At 43.1% G+C, this 17,774-nt stretch carries 16 protein-coding genes and 1 riboswitch; of the genes, 12 read left to right on the top strand and 4 right to left on the bottom strand.

The window, feature by feature from the left end; translation table 11 throughout:
• Window positions 1-176: 176 nt before the first annotated feature.
• A complete protein-coding gene (locus tag DESMER_RS08790; RefSeq protein WP_014902691.1) occupies window positions 177-1,430 on the top strand; it encodes a DNA polymerase Y family protein in 1,254 nt (417 codons plus the stop codon).
• Between the two features lie 45 nt (window positions 1,431-1,475).
• Here DESMER_RS08790 and DESMER_RS08795 read toward each other — a convergent pair whose 3' ends face one another.
• Entirely contained in the window at window positions 1,476-3,056 is a 1,581-nt protein-coding gene (locus DESMER_RS08795) for a hypothetical protein (RefSeq protein ID WP_042333567.1), read from the bottom strand.
• 187 nt (window positions 3,057-3,243) lie between these two features.
• On the opposite strand from DESMER_RS08795, the gene DESMER_RS08800 reads away from it, so the two are divergent.
• The 8 genes from DESMER_RS08800 (at window position 3,244) to DESMER_RS08835 (ending at window position 11,044) form a co-directional block, all read left to right on the top strand.
• Window positions 3,244-3,579, top strand: a complete 336-nt coding sequence (locus tag DESMER_RS08800) for a hypothetical protein (protein ID WP_014902693.1) — start codon at window positions 3,244-3,246, stop codon at window positions 3,577-3,579.
• A gap of 57 nt (window positions 3,580-3,636) precedes the next feature.
• On the top strand, window positions 3,637-4,743 hold the full coding sequence (locus DESMER_RS08805) for a two-component system sensor histidine kinase NtrB (protein ID WP_242831071.1): 1,107 nt from the start codon (window positions 3,637-3,639) through the stop codon (window positions 4,741-4,743).
• Window positions 4,744-4,940: 197 nt separating this feature from the next.
• On the top strand, window positions 4,941-6,971 hold the full coding sequence (locus DESMER_RS08810; protein WP_014902695.1) for a Na+/H+ antiporter: 2,031 nt from the start codon (window positions 4,941-4,943) through the stop codon (window positions 6,969-6,971).
• Window positions 6,972-7,075: 104 nt separating this feature from the next.
• Window positions 7,076-7,759, top strand: coding sequence for a DNA-3-methyladenine glycosylase family protein (locus DESMER_RS08815; protein WP_014902696.1), 684 nt, complete (start codon window positions 7,076-7,078; stop codon window positions 7,757-7,759).
• 238 nt (window positions 7,760-7,997) lie between these two features.
• On the top strand, window positions 7,998-8,531 hold the full coding sequence (gene rbr / locus DESMER_RS08820) for a rubrerythrin (RefSeq protein WP_014902697.1): 534 nt from the start codon (window positions 7,998-8,000) through the stop codon (window positions 8,529-8,531).
• Window positions 8,532-8,884: 353 nt separating this feature from the next.
• Entirely contained in the window at window positions 8,885-9,772 is an 888-nt protein-coding gene (locus tag DESMER_RS08825) for a LysR family transcriptional regulator (RefSeq protein WP_014902698.1), read from the top strand.
• Window positions 9,773-9,976: 204 nt separating this feature from the next.
• Window positions 9,977-10,351, top strand: a complete 375-nt coding sequence (locus DESMER_RS08830; protein ID WP_014902699.1) for a CidA/LrgA family protein — start codon at window positions 9,977-9,979, stop codon at window positions 10,349-10,351.
• Entirely contained in the window at window positions 10,352-11,044 is a 693-nt protein-coding gene (locus DESMER_RS08835) for an LrgB family protein (protein WP_014902700.1), read from the top strand.
• Between the two features lie 144 nt (window positions 11,045-11,188).
• On the opposite strand, the gene DESMER_RS08840 is transcribed toward DESMER_RS08835, so the two are convergent.
• Both DESMER_RS08840 and DESMER_RS08845 read right to left on the bottom strand, forming a co-directional pair.
• Window positions 11,189-12,166: a DMT family transporter gene (locus tag DESMER_RS08840; protein WP_014902701.1), complete on the bottom strand. Its 978-nt coding sequence runs from the start codon at window positions 12,164-12,166 to the stop codon at window positions 11,189-11,191.
• Between the two features lie 146 nt (window positions 12,167-12,312).
• A riboswitch (FMN riboswitch) is annotated at window positions 12,313-12,463 on the bottom strand.
• A 1,003-nt stretch (window positions 12,464-13,466) separates the two neighbouring features.
• Window positions 13,467-14,087: an SDR family NAD(P)-dependent oxidoreductase gene (locus tag DESMER_RS08845; protein WP_083856468.1), complete on the bottom strand. Its 621-nt coding sequence runs from the start codon at window positions 14,085-14,087 to the stop codon at window positions 13,467-13,469.
• 419 nt (window positions 14,088-14,506) lie between these two features.
• Here DESMER_RS08845 and DESMER_RS08855 point away from each other — a divergent pair, with 419 nt between their 5' ends.
• The 3 genes from DESMER_RS08855 (at window position 14,507) to DESMER_RS08865 (ending at window position 17,074) form a co-directional block, all read left to right on the top strand.
• The gene (locus DESMER_RS08855; protein ID WP_014902703.1) at window positions 14,507-14,959 is read left to right on the top strand and encodes a MarR family winged helix-turn-helix transcriptional regulator; all 453 of its coding nucleotides are present in this window, start codon (window positions 14,507-14,509) and stop codon (window positions 14,957-14,959) included.
• Window positions 14,960-14,967: 8 nt separating this feature from the next.
• Window positions 14,968-16,302 carry an MATE family efflux transporter gene (locus DESMER_RS08860; RefSeq protein WP_014902704.1) on the top strand — a complete coding sequence of 445 codons (1,335 nt, stop codon included), beginning with the start codon at window positions 14,968-14,970 and terminating at the stop codon, window positions 16,300-16,302.
• Window positions 16,303-16,441: 139 nt separating this feature from the next.
• Complete coding sequence (locus DESMER_RS08865) at window positions 16,442-17,074, top strand: Vat family streptogramin A O-acetyltransferase (RefSeq protein WP_014902705.1); 633 nt, start codon at window positions 16,442-16,444, stop codon at window positions 17,072-17,074.
• Window positions 17,075-17,183: 109 nt separating this feature from the next.
• Here DESMER_RS08865 and DESMER_RS08870 read toward each other — a convergent pair whose 3' ends face one another.
• Complete coding sequence (locus DESMER_RS08870; RefSeq protein ID WP_014902706.1) at window positions 17,184-17,657, bottom strand: flavodoxin; 474 nt, start codon at window positions 17,655-17,657, stop codon at window positions 17,184-17,186.
• Window positions 17,658-17,774: the final 117 nt, after the last annotated feature.

Consider the following 17,774-nt stretch of genomic DNA (forward strand, 5'->3'; position numbering starts at 1 on the left):
ACATAATAGCGCAATGTGCGTGGGTGTTCTGTCACGCCCCCAGGAAGGGGGCGTTTTTTGCCCTAAACCATGAGTCGAATGAAGATACTTTTCAGGCTCCAAAACTTTCCTCTACTAATTTTCCGTCATTCAGCTTATAATTAGAACAGATGTTCTAATTGGGGGCGAATGTATGTATGCAAAACAGAATTATTATGCATATTGATGCTAACTCAGCTTATCTCTCCTGGGAAGCTGTTTACCGTCTTCAACATGGTGATTCCCTTGATCTCCGTACTGTCCCCTCAGTAGTTGGCGGCAACGAACAGACCCGCCACGGTATTGTACTTACCAAATCCATCCCTGCTAAAGCTTTCAGCATCCAAACCGGCGAATCCTTACACACTGCCAGGATGAAATGCCCGGGCTTACTTGTTGTTCCCCCCAACTATTCCCTCTATATGCAGTGCAGCACCGCTATGGGCGATATCTTAAGGGAATACTCTCCCTTTGTAGAACAGTATTCAGTGGATGAATACTTTCTTGACTTTACGGAGAGCAAAAAGCTCTTTGGCGATCCCGTTCAGGCAGCTTACAGCATCAAGAATCGTATTCGTGATGAACTGGGATTTACGGTTAACATTGGTGTTTCCTCAAACAAGATCCTGGCTAAGATGGGTTCTGAGCTTAAAAAGCCCGACAGAGTACATACCCTGTTTCCGGAAGAAGTCGAGGAGAAAATGTGGCCGCTGCCGGTGGAAGAGCTCTTTATGGTAGGCCGGGCTACTGCAAAAAAGCTCCGGGATCGCTGCGTTAAAACCATAGGGGATTTGGCCGGCTCTGATCCCAAGTGGTTGGAGCTCTTTCTCAAATCCCACGGCCGCTTGGTCTGGAATTATGCTAATGGCCGGGACATTTCTCTGGTTCGTGTAAATCGGCACCCCGTCATCAAAAGCATGGGCAATTCCACCACCACGGCTTTTGATCTTATTGACCGGCAGTCTGCTCACCTTTTGCTCCTGTCCCTCGTGGAAACCGTTAGCGCCAGACTCCGTGCTGCCGCTTATTGTACCAAACTTGTTTCCATCTCTTTCCGAACCCGCGAATTTTATGACTGCTCCCATCAGAGCAAGTTTTATACGGCCACGGACAGTACTAAGGCCATTCATCAGCTGGCCTGTGAGCTCTTTGATGAACTGTGGGAGGGCCATCCTCTCCGGCACATGGGGGTCAGTGTATCGGAATTATGCGGGAGCGATTTCATTCAAACGGCTTTCTTCCAAGAATATAATGAAAAGCAACAGCGTCTTGACCGGGCTGTCGATCTCATTCGCCAGCGTTACGGTTCGGATTCGATTTTCAGATCCTCTTTTATTCAAACCGGATTAAAGCCTATGGCTGGCGGAACGGGGGAAGAGATAGATTACCCTGTCATGTCAAGTTTATTATAATAAATATGTACAATTAATCATAAGATTCCCAATGCTTTTCAAAAGTTAAACTTGTTCTTCGGGTAGATAATTTATTTCTTCTAAACTGTGGACAACTTCCTTCAATTTTAGAAGAGAAAAATTCCGTTTTTGGGGACTCTTTGATTCCTTATTTAAGAGAACCTGCAAATAATCCCAAAAGGCAGCCGTAATATTGCTTTCGTTAATAGCAAAAACAACTAAAGGCGCTAAAGTCTTGACTACAAATAAGCCCACATCTTCCCTGACATAAATAGTAACTCCCTCTAAGTGTTTATCCTTCGTTAAATAGACAGAAAAGTTTTCATTGGTCTCAAGGAGATGAATAACACCGTACAAATGTTGAAGGTATTCATCCGGAGTATAGAAAAGCTGGGTTTCGCTGAGGGCATCAGAAAAGTTTACGGCTACCTCTCCAGCTAAAATCTGCTCAGGATCTGGCAGAGAGCAGATTACCGTAAAACGGTATTTCTGAATATCTTCTAAAAACCTTCCCAATCGTTTTTGATGAAGAGCTAACAATTGTTCTCTTCTGGACTTTTCTATTCGGGTCAAGATGCTGATTGCAACAGAAGGGGGCATGGTAATACTCGTGAGGCCATCTGCCTTTATAAGGGTATTGCTTTTTTCATCCTCAAACTCAGCCAGCAGTGAAAGATACTTACGGTTATCACTATTACTGGACGGAGTGGATATGTGCATCAAAGGACGACAAAGCTGCAGAAAATCCAGAAATTCTTCGGACAGCGCCTGAACCGTTTTGTGATTAGTGAAAAGGAAATTTGCTGCGTTTTTGGTCTTGCTTTCCACAGAGGAGGAGGTAACTGCTGCAGGGGTATCCGGAGCTACGAAGAAGGTCTGGCGGAATAAGCCGTCTTTGCTTTTGGCATAGTAATAGGGTTCTATGGCACCGGTCATATAAAGGGGCACCCAATGTTGAATGCCCATCATCATTTCATCAAAATTGCGGTTTGTGGAATGGATCATTTTTATCCGGTTGCCCTTTTTTAAAATCTGCACAATCATGGATACCCATTGAGTAGTGAACTCTCGGTCATGAGCCAGCCAGTCCATGTCCTCATCGCTGTAAAGAAACAGTGTTTGAGGGCTTTTGCTTTTTAAAACCAGGGACAAAAAAATAAATGCAGCGGTTTGTTTACCCTTAGCCCCATAGAACACTTCATTTTCTGAAGTGATAATTGGTATATTGGCATTTTCAGTAGCAGAGCTAGGTTCCGCTTTTTTGAATTTAAAATTAATTACTGTATCGAGAAAGGAATTAATTGAGTCAGTAGACGATGACTCTTTTTCATTAAGCCATTCATAAATGATTATTTCTAAGGGTTGTGATAATTCCGTTTCTCTTGCTTGGATTTGTGAACTGTGAACAATAGCTTCCCGCAGGCTGACTTTTTGACAGTCGTTTCGGCAATTCCTGGCAAAGTATTCAGCCATAGCTTGTAGGTAGGTAACATTTTTGGCTGGAGTTCGGTTGCCTCGGCGTAAACGGCTGATAAAAGACGCATCCAGGGCAATATTGCGAGCCAAAAGAATGTTGGAAGTTTTGGTAATTTGCATGAGTAGATCGAGCTTTTCTGCAAAGGTCAATATAAGCACCCCTAAAGAAGATTGTACCATATTTTTATACAAAATTGACAATTATCTGTCATTAATTGTGCCAACAATTGTCAATGCCAATTTCTGCATGGTAATTATTTTATGAGCATTATTCTGATAAAATCATAATTGGTGTATCACAGTTGAGATTGTAAGTCCCTTATGTAAGGAAAGAGAGGTGAAAGTCGAGCCGTGTTCACTCGACATTTCTTTGACTTTTAAAATTAAACTTAAAACAGGTTTCTTTAAAACTCAGCCTTATGATCTTACCCTTGGTAAGGGAGAGATAATCCTGACTCCCCTGGAGGATAATGATGGCAGCTGCTTGGTAATCAAGGGGGAAGATTTACAGGCTATTTGGATTAACATCAGAAATGTATCAGCTGAACTGGAAATAATGACGGTAACTAATAGTTATATCGCTAGTTTTACTGATCATACTTGCCTGGAAGAAGTATCGATTGTCTTAGCTAAAGAATTTGGCGGAAAAGTAACTCTTCAGGACGAATTTTAGTTTTTGCAGTTAAGGTAACCTATGGTCTGGATAACCCTAATTTAAGAAGCAGCGGCTATGCTCAAAGCGATCACATCCAGGCTATTAGGAATTTTCAACAAGCAGAATCGGAGTGGTCTGATGATAACTAATTCAGTTGAACAAGAAAATGAGCTATTGGATAAAGCATTTCGGGCAAGTCCTTGTTTAATGGCTATCAGTGCTATTTCGGACGGTCGTTATATCAAAGTGAATAAATGTTTTGAGGAAACAACAGGTTTTTCGGCAGAAGAGGTAGTTGGTCGGACTTCAATTGAACTTAACATTTTCGATACTCCCACTCGAATTAAAGTAACAGAATTACTTATTAACCAAGGAACCATAAAGAACATAGAAGCTAGTTTTCGAAGAAAAGATGGGAGTAATCGAGTAGGTCTGTTTTCTGCTGAAATAATAGAGTTCAATGGTCAAAAATGTATTTTAAGTGTAGCCAATGATGTAACCGAATTAAGGAATTACGAAAAGGAAGTTTCGAAGCTTGAAAGAATGAACTTGATAGGACAAATTGCCGCCAGCATAGGACACGAGATTAGAAATCCCATGACGACGGTACGTGGATATCTCCAGCTATTGGGCGCGAAAGCGGATTACATGGCGGAGAAAGCAACCTTCGACCTGATGATCTCGGAGCTGGACCGGGCTAATGAGATTATCGCGGAGTTTCTCTCAGTGGCTCAAATGAAAAAAGATGAACTAAAATCGAAAAATCTTAACGAAATCATTAGTAATTTATACCCGCTCATTGAGGCGGACGCCTTCACCCAAAATAAACAAATTTGTTTCATTCCAGGGGTGATTCCTGACCTGAAATTTAATGTAAAGGAAATTTCCCAACTAGTTCTTAATTTAACCCGCAATGGATTCGAGGCGATGGAAGAAAGAGGATACCTTAGTATTAGAACGTTTACAGAGGGTAAGAAGGTGGTTCTTCAAATTGAGGATGAGGGGAGCGGCATTTCCCCAGAATGCCTAAACAAGTTAGGAACGCCTTTCTTTACCACTAAAGATTATGGGACTGGATTAGGTTTGGCAACTTGCTACAAAATTGCAGAAAATCATAATGCTAAGATTCTCATCAATTCAAGTTCTTGTGGAACAAACATCTGTGTTCTTTTCCCTATTTAAGATAAGCCTATGACAGTGACAATTGAATCGAAATCAAGCAGAAACCGAATTAGTGGGAAGGGCATGACCAAACCCCGTGTTATCGATGACACGGGGCTTGGTGTTTTGATGATGAATGAAGGTTGTAAGCCTCTGTGGCCTTTTTTTACTTGGGATATATTCTAAGTTATAATTGGTTGTAAGCGGAGGATATTATCATGGACTTATTAACCATTGTCTTCTTATTAGTGCTGGGACTCCTGATATCAAATATTGTCGGTCATTATATTCCCTTTATTCCTATGGCATTGACTCAAATTGTACTGGGAATCATTGTAGCACTTGTCACAGGGAATTATACTTTTGAAATCGGTGCAGAATGGTTTTTGTTATTGTTTGTGGCCCCCCTTTTGTATAATGATGGTCGGCATTTCTCAAGGGACGAATTATGGGGGATGAGGTTTCAGATTTTTGGCAACGCATTCATCCTTGTCATACTGACTACTATACTTTGCGGCTATTTAATTAATCTGCTCATACCCGGTATTCAAATCCCTGCCGCCTTGGCGCTGGCAGCGATTCTGTCGCCGACGGACCCTGTCGCTGTCAATGGCATTGCCAAAAGGATAAGGGTACCCGAAAAGGTGATGGTTCTTGTCAGGGGAGAATCACTGATCAATGATGCTTCCGGTCTTGTAGCCTTTAACTATGCTATAGCAGCGGCTGTCACCGGGTATTTTTCTCTCAGGGAGGCGATCCTGGACTTTTCTTATACCTTCCTGATTGGGGCTGCCGCGGGGATATTCCTCGGTCTGCTGATTATCTTCATTCGCTTCAGACTGCGCAAAAGCGGGATAAACGATCCGGTGTTCCATTCACTGCTGCAGATTCTGACTCCCTTTGGCGTCTATATCGTTACCGAAGATATTCTCCACGCTTCAGGAGTCATAGCCGTTGTAACTGCCGGAATCATCCACTCCGTTGTCAGAGAACATACGGAAACCTACATGGCCGAGGAACAGCTGCTCACTGAAAACACATGGTCCATCCTTTTGTTTGTCTTAAACGGATTTGTCTTCTTATTATTAGGATTGAATATTCCATCGGCAATGTTTGATACCATATCCAGTCCTGATCTGGGCAATTGGCTGGGTTTTGGCTATGTAGCGGCTATCGGACTTGCAATTCTTGCCATTCGCTTTATCTGGTCTTTTGTGAGCAAAGCCAATAATTATTATTTCCGGAAAAGAAGCGGTGCTGAAAAACCGGAAATAAGGACCGCCCTGATCACAACCCTGGCAGGTGTGCGCGGTACGGTGACCATGGCCGGCGTCCTGACCGTGCCGGCTTTTTTAGGAAACGGCGAGATATTTCCGGAGCGTTCGCTGCTTATTTTTATTGCTGCGGGAGTAATTCTTCTGCTTTTAATTCTGGCAACCCTGTTTTTGCCCTTGCTTTGCAAAAAGGAAGCACCTGTCGGAGGAGCTGGGGAGCAGGGGGATTTGACCTGGGCCAAGAATAAACTCCTGCTCTCGGCAATTAAGAAAATCAAAGCGGAAACAAATGGGGAAAATGAGTTAGCGGCTTTGCAGCTGATCAACGAATATACCGCCAGTTTTCAGAGGAATCTTTCAGGACAGAAATCTGATCAACAGTATGCAGAACACTATAACAGGAAAATCAATGAGGCACGTTTACTGGCTTTAAACCTGCAAAGAAAGTACATCAGCAATCTTTTGGCCAATGAGGAAATAGATATATCGGTTTTCGACATTCTGAGCCAATTTCTGGATTATCGGGAAGAAGCCCTGAACAATAATTTGCATTTCGAAACAAAGTTCTTCTTGAAACGTGCCCTGCGTGATTTCGGCCGCTTGGGCGGCAAACAGCACCGGAATGACGGTGCCGGCTTAGACGATCTGCATTTCGTCCGGGACATCCAGATAAGTGCTATGCGCGCAGCTGTTGAGGGTTTGACGGAATACGCCAAAACCCAGGAACAGCCGGAGTACGTTTATGCTGTGCTTCTGGACTATGAAAAAATGCTGCAGAGATTCAAGCGTACGGGCCGCGATAACGACAGGTTCGAAGTTCAAAAGGAAGAATTGCGGTTTAAAGTATTGGATGCTGAGCGTTCTGAAATGCGCAGAATGTATGAAGCTGGAGAAATAACCTCAGTCCAGGAGAAGGAACTGAGGAGATTTACAAACTACATTGAGAGTATCGTTTTGTATGAACATAATGAATAACACATTATTCCCTGCCACCCTGTGGTGGGACGAGACGGCAGTTTGACCGGCTATGTAGGCGGTCTTCCCGTAAAACAGTATTTTATTGGAGTTGGAGAAACACTATGCCTGATCTACAGTATTTTGATTATGGAGAAAAGGAAATCCAGTGGCTGAAAGCCCGTGATCCGATACTCGGTGCTGCGATGGATGAGATCGGGCATATCAACCGTCCGGTTATCCCCGATATGTTCACGGCTTTGGTAAATGCCATTGTCGGACAACAAATATCTACAAAGGCCCAGGTGACAATCTGGAATCGAATGCTGGAAAAATGCTCAGCTATTACACCGGAAATCCTGAGGGCAATATCGGCGGAAGAATTACAATCTTGCGGAATATCTATGCGCAAGACGTTATATATCAAAGAAATTGCTGATTCCGTGCAGAAGGGCAGCTTGAACCTGAGGCTTTTACAAACAATGTCGGATGAAGAAGTTTGCCTACACCTTAGCCAGATTAAAGGGATTGGTGTCTGGACAGCGGAAATGCTGATGATTTTTTCCCTGCAGCGCCCGGATGTCATGAGCTGGTACGACCTTGCAATCCTCCGTGGTTTACGGATGCTGTACCATCACCGTAAAATTACACCTCAGCTTTTTAATAAATACAAACGGCGTTATTCGCCTTATGCTACGGTAGCCAGCCTTTATCTGTGGGCCATAGCCGGTGGTGCCTGCCAACATCTTGTAGACTATCAGCCTAAAAAAGCAGCTCCTCAAAAAAAGAAATTGAACTTAATCCGCTAAACTGATTTATCTGGTTTGTAAGATTTGAAAAAGGAGGTGGCCATGGCTTCAGTTCCCTGCGGTACTAAAGGTTAACCTGACAACCTTGGTTGTTGATAGGACTGACGGAGGGCAGGGCTAACCCGGGAGAAGGCTCTCTTATTTATGGTGATGGAATAAATTTTAATTGATTTAAACTGAAAATGTTATAAAATAACTAAAAGCACTTTTACAAATATTACAAGAGGGAGGACGTTTTATGGAAGAGTTTAGTTCAAAAACGGAAAAGAATTTATGGGAAGCTTTTCTTGGAGAATCTCAAGCTCGTAATAAGTATACCTACTTTGCATCCATAGCCAAAAAAGAAGGGTACGAGCAAATCAGTTCGTTTTTTTTGGAAACGGCAGAAAATGAGAAGGAACATGCTAAACTTTGGTTCAGAGAACTTGGCGGTCTTTCAAATACTATCGAAAATATGAAAGCGGCGGTAGCCGGAGAAAACAGCGAATGGACGGATATGTATCCGAGAATGGCCGCTGAAGCCCGGGAAGAAGGATTAGAGCATATTGCCAAGTTATTTGAAGGTGTGGCAAAAATAGAAAAAGAACACGAGGAACGTTATAAACAGCTTTTAGAGAACCTGGAAGAGGGCAAAGTCTTTAAAAAAGATGGCAAGGTTTATTGGAAATGCAGAAACTGCGGTCATATTCACGAGGGAAGAGAAGCACCCGAGATATGTCCGGTCTGTGAACATCTCAGAGCATATTTTGAAGTTCGAGAACAAAACTATTAGGACGTTTCTTGAATATAAATAACATACGTGCGATATAAAACATAAAATAAATCATAAAACAGTCCGTGAAAAGAGGGGGTCCTTATGAAATGGGTTGTTCTCCTCATATTCGTTTCGGCTGTAATAGTATGGTTTATAGAACTAGGAAAAAATGAGTGACGCCCCTATAAGGGCGTTTTTTCTTTGTTTACATTGGGTTTAAGCTTTTTGATGAGGAAATTTGCCCATAGGAATCTTCGGACCGCTAGGATTCTGTTTGAACAAGATAACAGGCGCTGTGGAGCTTGCATCATTTCTGCGTGTTCATTATAATCTGGGGTAAAGATATTGGGTAGGGTTTGGGAGGTGTGACCATGGAGATCAAACATTTGGAGTATTTTGTGGAAGTGGCTCATCAGAAGAGTTTTAGTAAGGCTGCGGAAAAATGTCACGTGACCCAATCCACCATCAGCAAGCTGATCAAAGATCTGGAAAGGGAACTGGGTACTCCACTCTTTAACCGGACCTCCAAATACGTGCAATTGACGGATACGGGGGCAGTCTTTCTAGACCAGGCTCAGGAGATCGTAACCAAGTTTGCCAATCTCACCGGCGAATTTCAAAACCGCCTTAAACTGGAACGGGGCAAAATCTCTATCGGCCTGCTGCCCATTACCGGTACCACCCTGTTTGCTGAATTGCTAGGGGAATTTAAGAAGAAATACCCGCAAATCGGAATCAGTCTTTCCGAGCATGGGTCGAAAAAAGTCATCCTGGATATTCTGGACGGAACTCTGGATGTGGGGGCGGTCTGCAGCGTGCCGGACAGCCGGTATTTTGATTCCTTTGCTTTTGCCGAAGATCCGCTGTATGTTATCGTGTCAGCTCAAAATCCGCTCAGCAAAGCGGCATCCCTGGATCTCAGTTCCCTAGCCGGTGAGCCTTTTGTCTTATACAGCAGTGAATTTAGCCTGCATGATGAGATTATCAGCAAGTGTAAAAATGAGGGCTTTGAGCCCAACATTATCTTTGAGACTTCCCAGTTTGAACTGATGACCCAGATGGTGGCGGCTGATTTGGGCATCGCCTTCCTGCCGGGGGCCGCCTGCCGAGAACTGGATCCCCGCCGCTTTGTGGTGATCCCGGTGACCAATCCGCAGATAATTCACCAGATGTTCATCATCTGGAAACGAGGGCGGTCCATGTCCCATGCGGCTAATTTATGGCTGCAGTTCGCCACCGGATTCTTTGCCAAAAGTTGAGATGATCAGATTTTTAAATGTTTGTGAAGAAGGAGCGTTACGCCGGGCGTAACGCTCCTTTTGTTTGGGTTTCGGTGTTCTGATTGTTCAAGTTCAGAAGGAAATTCTCATAAATCTATTGCATCGATAGATATGATGGTAACTATCTATTTTACAAATATGAACTGGGACTATACAATTATTTATAGAAAGAGGTGAGAGTTCATGAGGCAGGGGTTACGTTTTATCGTGCAGATTGCCTTGCTTTGGGCAATCTATCAATTAGGAAACTGGCTGGCGGAGTTAAGCCATCTCCCGGTACCGGGCAATGTTTTGGGCATGCTGATCCTTTTTTTGCTGCTGCTGACGGGAGTGGTTCAGATCCACTGGATTGAGGAAGGAGCGGATTTTCTGCTGAAACATTTGGCTTTTTTCTTTATTCCCATTGCCGTTGGGCTGATGCAGTGGATCGGTCTGTTCCGGTTAAGCGGAGCCCAGCTTTTATTGTCGATCGTTATGGGCACGGCAGTATGCGTGGTGGTTATGAATTCAGTGACCAGTTTGCTGGTCCGGCTGAGTGCGCCCAAAGGAGGAGTTTAAATGAATCTGCTGCTAGTATTGCTGACAATGGCTGTTACTATAGTCGCTTATGTCTTCAGCCGTTTTATTAATCAGCGTTACCCCAACCCGTTTCTCAATGTTGTTTTTCTGAGCACTGCCCTGATCATTGCAGTCTTTTGGTTTTCCGGGGTTACGGTGAGCCAGTACCAGGAGGCCAGGAATATTTTGACCTATCTGTTGGGACCGGCCACCGTGGCTTTGGCCATTCCCCTTTACCGGAACCAGGAGATCCTAGGCAGGAATATACTGCCGGTGCTGTGCGGAATTGTGGTGGGAACCACGGCCAATATCGTCACCACCGTTTTGGTGGCGGAATTTCTAGGGCTGGATAAGCTCATTGTCACATCCTTAGTTCCCAAATCCGTGACCGTGCCCATTGCCGTCAGCGTCTCCGAGATTTTAAACGGTGATCCCACGCTGACTTCGGTTTTCGTGATTACTACAGGCATGATTGGGACCTTTCTGACGCCTTTTCTGCTTAATTTGCTAAAAGTACGCAACCCGCTGGTGCGCGGGTTGGCATACGGAACCACAGCTCACGGTCAGGGGACGGCCACAGCTCTGGCTGAGGGAAGGGTGCAGGGGTCTATGTCCGGGGTGGCTATGGGTATTGCCGCCATTTATATGTCGATAGCCGCACCATTTTTGGTGCATCATGTGTTGAGTTTGTAAAACAAAATGCGTTTGTTACAGACCTTTCAGGACTATCAAGGAGCTGAGCGGGCGGCTAAAATATATTATTAAAAAAGTTGAGGTAAGTATTAAACCTACCTCAACTTGTGTCAGCTATAAAGTTACACAGATAAGCGGAATCGATTATTTGCTGGCCAAATCGGCATGATGAAGAGATGATGATTCAAAGGACTGCACTGATTTATCAGGTTTGGTGTTCATTCTGGATAACTGCAGTACAGCCAGCCAGACAATGGTAAAGCCAATCCATTGCCCAAGGTCAATGGTCTGGTGTAAGATCAGCCAGTTAAGAAGCAAGCCTGTTGCCGGGAAGGCAAGTTCAGCAATGGTGGCATGAGAAGCTTTCACTCCATCTAACCCATGGTAGTAAAGCAAGAGACTTATAAGGCTTGGCACGAGGGTTTGAAATAGGAGGTTAGACCAAACGGGTGCCAAACTAAGGGCTTTCCCCATGCTTTGCCAGTCTGGGTGTTGTGCCAAGACCATAACAGTCAACAGAGGCAGGGCTACGGCGAAGCGAAGAGCAGTTAGAGTAGTAAAGGATACTTTGCCGGCCAAGTGTTTGCCCATAACGGTGGATCCTCCCCAAAGTGCAGCAGCTCCGATGGCAAACAGCGATCCAATGAGCTGTGAAGTATTCTCGGCAGCTGAAGGAATGTGCAGTCCGAAGGTAAGCAAGTAGGCTCCGATGAGTGCAGCAATGAATAAATTCCAGTAGTTTTTCTGCAAACGCTCTTTTAAAATTAGTGTGGCGAGGAGTACAGCAAAAAGGGGCTGGATTTTTTGTAAGATGAGCACAACGTTAGGATTGCCGTAAGTAAATCCGGCTGTAAATAGGACTGAGGCTAAGGCTGATCCTCCCCAGCCTATGAAGAGAACTGCCAACCAGTCATTAAGTTTAAGTTGCTTGAGTTCATGGCGTTTCCGGAGAAGCACCGGGAAAGCGAAGAAAAATAGTAAGACGTGTTCCAGCCAGACAATCTGAGAGGATGTCAGATTGTGCAGCAGTGAAACGATAAAGACACCATCAAGTCCCCACATAGCAGCTCCAAGGGCGATCCACCAGATACCCAATGAAGATGACTGTTTGTTTTGAGTCAAGTTCGAACCCTCCATATCCTAATACTGTATTTGAATTGAACCTTCTCATGTCAAAAGAAAGAATTATTAACATGAAAAAACCTCGTAAATATTTATTTCACGAGGCACCTAAGAGGAACTAGGGAAGCAGATTGCTTAAACCTAGTTTTTACCTTCTCTCGTCCGGACTGTACCGTCGGCCTTGGAATCTCACCAAGTCAGTCGATGCAACATTAATAGCTGCACCGAGTCGCGGGCTGAATTGCACGGGCAATCATCACCGCCGGTAAGGAATTTCACCTTGCCCCGAAGGTTCATATTCAGTTAAGAAAAGTATAACAGAATTTTGTGCTTCTGGGTACTTTAATTTTTTATCATACAGTGTTTACGGTTAATTTCATTGGTAACTCTTAAACAAAACTACCTTGATTTAAACCACTTCGAAGAAGTCGAAGATTCGCGTCAAGTAAACCGTGAAGGGCAGAATACTTAACCAACATGAAGCCTGTTCCCATCGAAATCATCTGTTATCACTGCCAGCAGTTCTACAGCGTGTTCCACGCTGCAGTAACAGACAAATTCTGAGTGAACTGGAATGTCGTCGCTTAAGAAATGCCGAAGCAAGTGGAGGGCTGAAGAGTGAATAATAGACAAGTTGGTGGATGAACTGGCAAAAGGTAAAGCCCATACAGCAAGGGAATACGTCAAATACCTCGACCTGGAGATCTTGCAGGTTAGGTATTTTTTTATTTAACATATTATGTCCGTATAAGACAATTTTCACAATCTCTTGCAATTTATAAAAAATACAATATAATAATAAATATAAAAAATTCTTGTATTATGAACTTATTAATATTGTTTACATTATTTTCGAGGTGTTTATCGGGGGTAGAAATTTAATTTAGGGGAGGAGTTAATATGGAAGGGCTGGATTTCTTGGTAACATCTATTTGTTTCTCTGTTTTGGGTTACGTATTATGTTATCTTACTCTTTCAAGTAACAATGAACTTAAAAGGGCTAACGATACTCAAGACGAATCATTGGCAAGATGAGAACGCAAGCTTTAATAATTTCTAACCTGTTGTTCGTGTAAAGAAATATAATCCCAATACAATGAGAAGGCCGCCGCTAAGTAATGTAATATAGTGGCTCTGGCCAATGGCCTTACTTAAAAGTAAGGCTGCTATGCCCAACATAGCAAGGGTTGCGGCAAGCCGCCGATATACCCTAACATGAGGAGATTGAAAATTCAGCGGTTTTGAGGTCTGACTAATCTAGATTAGTCCCCTCAAAACCGCCGAATTTTTTCTCGCATTCTTAAAGCAAATGTCCGCCAGACACTTCAATGTCCTGGGCTGTAACCCAGCCGAAATCATTGGACAATAGGTTCACAATGACCTTGGCAAGATCCTCGGGTTGGCCGATTCTGCCAAACACAGATTGCTCAGCCAGCGGCTGGATGAATTCAGGATGTTTACCGAATACTCCATCGCCAAAATTGCTGTGGGTAGGACCGGGAGAAACCGCGTTGACCCGAATTTTGCGAGGGGCAAGTTCCTTGGCGATGTAGCGAGTCCAAGATGAGAATGCTGCTTTTATCGAGCCGTAGGCGGAGTACCCTGGAAATGATTGGTTTTTAGATGTGCTCGTGGTATTAACGATGGCTCCACTATCATCCATGAATTGGACGAGGAGTTGTGTTAAAAAAACGGGTCCCTTGAAGTTCGTATTTAGAATCTTGTCGAAGTACTCTTCGCTCATCTCAGTGAACATCATTGGCCCACCAACACCGCCATTATTGACTAAGTAGTCAAAAGTTGTTCTGTTCCAAATTTCTTTAAGGTTCTTTTTCACTTCTAGAACGAAATCTTCGAATGTTGATATTTGAGTCAGATCCAACTTCAGTGCTGCAGCCCGAACTCCTTTATTCGTCTCAATTTCCTACTATCATAATTGAAGTGAATGAAGGCTTGGAATCTAAAGTGATCAAAAGGATAAAGCTTGTAGAGCAGTATTGTACTGTATTTAATATCATGAAATTAAGCGCTGACATTGAGGTGTCATGTTATATAAATGGGGTAAAACAACTACTTGATTAGATAATTAATTAACTGAATGCTGTATGTTCGGGCGGAAAGACAAAAGGGCTGGCGCAGTAAGACAGCCCGAAAATAATAAAAGACGGCGACTGGCAGTGCCAGAAGCCGTCTTTTGTCGTAAAATATAAGTTGATGAAAGCTAAATAAATTTCTAGCCTGTTCGTCCAAAATTTCCCCCCCTGAAACCTATTGACAATAATCCTAATTCGTATTATCGTATAGTACGAGTTAGGATTATTGCGCAGGGGGGGAATTATTATGGGTAATAGCAGTGATATAAGGCGTATTGGAAAAGCGACTGCCGCGCTTGATGGAATTTACTGGAACATTGCAAAAATGTCTGGCGTAAAAGAAAACCTGTTCTGGCTGCTTTATGCGTTAGATGACGGTGAGTTTCATACACAAAAGCAGATATGTGACGATTGGCTGTTTCCAAAGACAACTATTAATACGCTTATTAAGGAATGTGAAGTAGACGGATATGTTATCTTGCAAGCGATACCGGGGCGCAAACGCGAATTGCAAATATGCCTAACTGATAAAGGGCAAGCATACGCAAAACAGGTAATGAAATCTGTCTATGAAATAGAAAACAAAGCGTTGTCGGCGGCTTTGGAAAAATGCTCGCCTTCCTTTATAGCAGACCTTGAATTGTTTGTAGGCGAACTGCAAACAGTCTTTGAAAATTATAAACATACGGAAAGAGGATAAATACCTTTATGCGTATTCAACTATCAGACCACTTTACTTATAACAAACTTCTGCGGTTTGTTTTGCCGTCTATCACCATGATGATTTTCACATCTATATACAGTGTGGTAGATGGATTTTTCGTATCAAACTTTGTAGGAAAAACACCTTTTGCCGCAATCAATCTGATTATGCCGGTTCTTTTTATTCTCAGCTCGATAGGCTTGATGATTGGTGCGGGCGGTACGGCTATTGTCGGTAAAACCCTTGGGGAGAACGACAGAGAACAGGCAAACAAATATTTTTCCATGCTTGTCTGTGTTATTGCCGTCGCTGGCGTTGTATTTGGCACGGTTGGCTTTTTTGCAATACGTCCCCTTGCTATGGCTCTGGGAGCAGAGGGGGCCATGCTGGAGGACTGTGTTCTCTATGGGCGGGTGATTGTCCTTGTAATGCCATTTCAAATGATGCAAATGTCTTTTCAAAGTTTTTTTATTACAGCAGAAAAGCCAAAGTTGGGGCTTGCCACAACTGTCATAGCTGGTGTGTCAAATATCATGCTGGACGTGCTGTTCATTGTAGTGTTTCAGTGGGGTTTATTTGGGGCGGCTTTTGCAACTGCGCTCAGTCAGACGTTAGGAGCAGTAATTGCTCTTGTCTATTTTTTAAGAAAAAACGACAGCCTTTTGAGGTTGACTACAAAGACAAAGTTTTATGGGAAAGTCCTTTTGAGATCTTGTACGAATGGCTCTTCCGAGATGGTGAGCAATGTTGCGGCTTCGCTGGTTTCAATGCTCTATAACTACCAGCTTATGCGCTTTGCCGGAGAAAACGGCGTTGCGGCATACGGTGTTATTATGTATGTGAGCTTTATTTTCTCTGCTATTTTTTACGGCTATTCTATGGGAAGCGCACCGATTATCAGTTATCAATTTGGTGCGGGAAATCATAACGAGCTGAAAAATATGTTCAGAAAAAGTATGGTTTTGATGGCTGTGACGGGTAGTGCAATGCTCCTGCTCGTTATCGTTGCGGCTGATCCGCTGGCGAAAGTATTTGTTGGCTATGACCAGGATCTATACGATATGACTGTCCATGCTTTTCGTATATTTGCTATTGCATTCCTGCTCACTGGGTTTAGCACGTTTGCCTCGGCGTTTTTTACGGCGCTCAATGATGGAAAAATTTCGGCTGCCATTGCGTTTTTGCGAACTCTACTTTTTGAAACTTCCGCAATACTGATTATCCCTGCGCTGTTAGGGTTGGATGGTGTGTGGTGGGCAATTGTAGTAGCGGAGTTTGCGGCATTTATCGTTACGATCGCTTTCCTCATTATGAAACGCAAAAAATACCGCTACGCTTAATAATCTAATAATAATCAGAAACGGACAATGACCATTAATATTATTACAGTAGCCGCGAGTATGGAAGCGGTGGCAGAGAGCTTGCCAAACGTGGTTTTTCAAAGTTACGCCTAAGATTTGAAAAAGGAGGGAGTATTTTATGGCAGGACCGGACAAGAAAAAACTTTATCCCAATGAAAAGATAAAGACGGTTTGCTATATAAGTAATTTGCCTAAAAGACCCAATGTCGAGATTGGAGACTATACTTATTATAGCGATAATCATAAATCTCCGGAGAACTTTTATGATAATATCGAACACCACTACGAATTCTTGGGAGATAAACTGATCATAGGCAAGTTCTGTGCCATTGCCGAGGGTGTTAAGTTTATCATGAATGGAGCAAACCACAGAATGTCTGGCATTACAACCTATCCCTTTAATATCTTTGGAAGTGGCTGGGAAAAGGTCACTCCTGCCAGAGAGGATCTGCCTTTCAAGGGGGACACAGTGATCGGTAATGATGTTTGGATAGGCCAAAATGTTACGATCATGCCGGGTGTTAAAGTTGGTGATGGTGCAATTATTGCCGCCAACTCAACTGTGACAAAAAATATTGAGCCCTATACAATATATGGCGGTAACCCAGCCAAATTTATAAAGAAACGATTCAGTGATGAAAAAGTTGAATTCTTACTAAAGCTTCAATGGTGGAACTGGGACGAGGAAAAAATTTTTGCCAATCTTGAAATGCTAACCTCAGAAGCCGGTTTGGATCAATTAATAGAATAAAGTAAAGAAGAGACTGCCGGCAGCGAAGACGCTGCCGGCAGTCGGTGGAATCTGGGGATACTGCTGAGCAAGGTATGCCGGGTAGCGCTCAACCGGCGGGATATTTCGATTATGTTGTTACCCCAATGCTGTTAATCCAATCTTGAACCTGCTTATCATCAAAATCGCTTGTTGCTGCAAATCCCGGTAACAGTTTTGAATTGGGGCATTCTTTAGATATATTGATTTCTATTTGCCCAAATCCGCCACCACCATGAGTGCAAAACGGAATGATTGTTTTTCCTTTCAAATCTGCACTGCGCAGAAAGCTCAATATCGGAGGTGCAAAGGATTTGAACCAATTAGGTGTTCCTATAAAAATATATTCATAATTTTTTACCGGTTCATTTCCAGACAGCAACTTTGGACAGTACCCTCTTTCAATTTCATTTCTTACTTCTTTTGTTGCGCCATTGTAGGTAAATGAATAAGGTTTTTCCGGGATTAACTCTCTAATATCTCCATCTGTAATGATTGCTATATCTTCTGCCAAACTTTTTGTTGTATTTGAATAAGAGTAATATATAACCACTGGTTTATACATAATAAATCCTCCGAAATTCTAATAATAACACAATTCATATTTTGGACTATGAAAAAGCAAGCCCTAATTGAGGAAGCAACTCATATAGGCATTGGCTCTTGTTATTGCAGGTAGAAG

This window comes from Desulfosporosinus meridiei DSM 13257 (assembly GCF_000231385.2).
Lineage (GTDB): Bacteria > Bacillota > Desulfitobacteriia > Desulfitobacteriales > Desulfitobacteriaceae > Desulfosporosinus > Desulfosporosinus meridiei.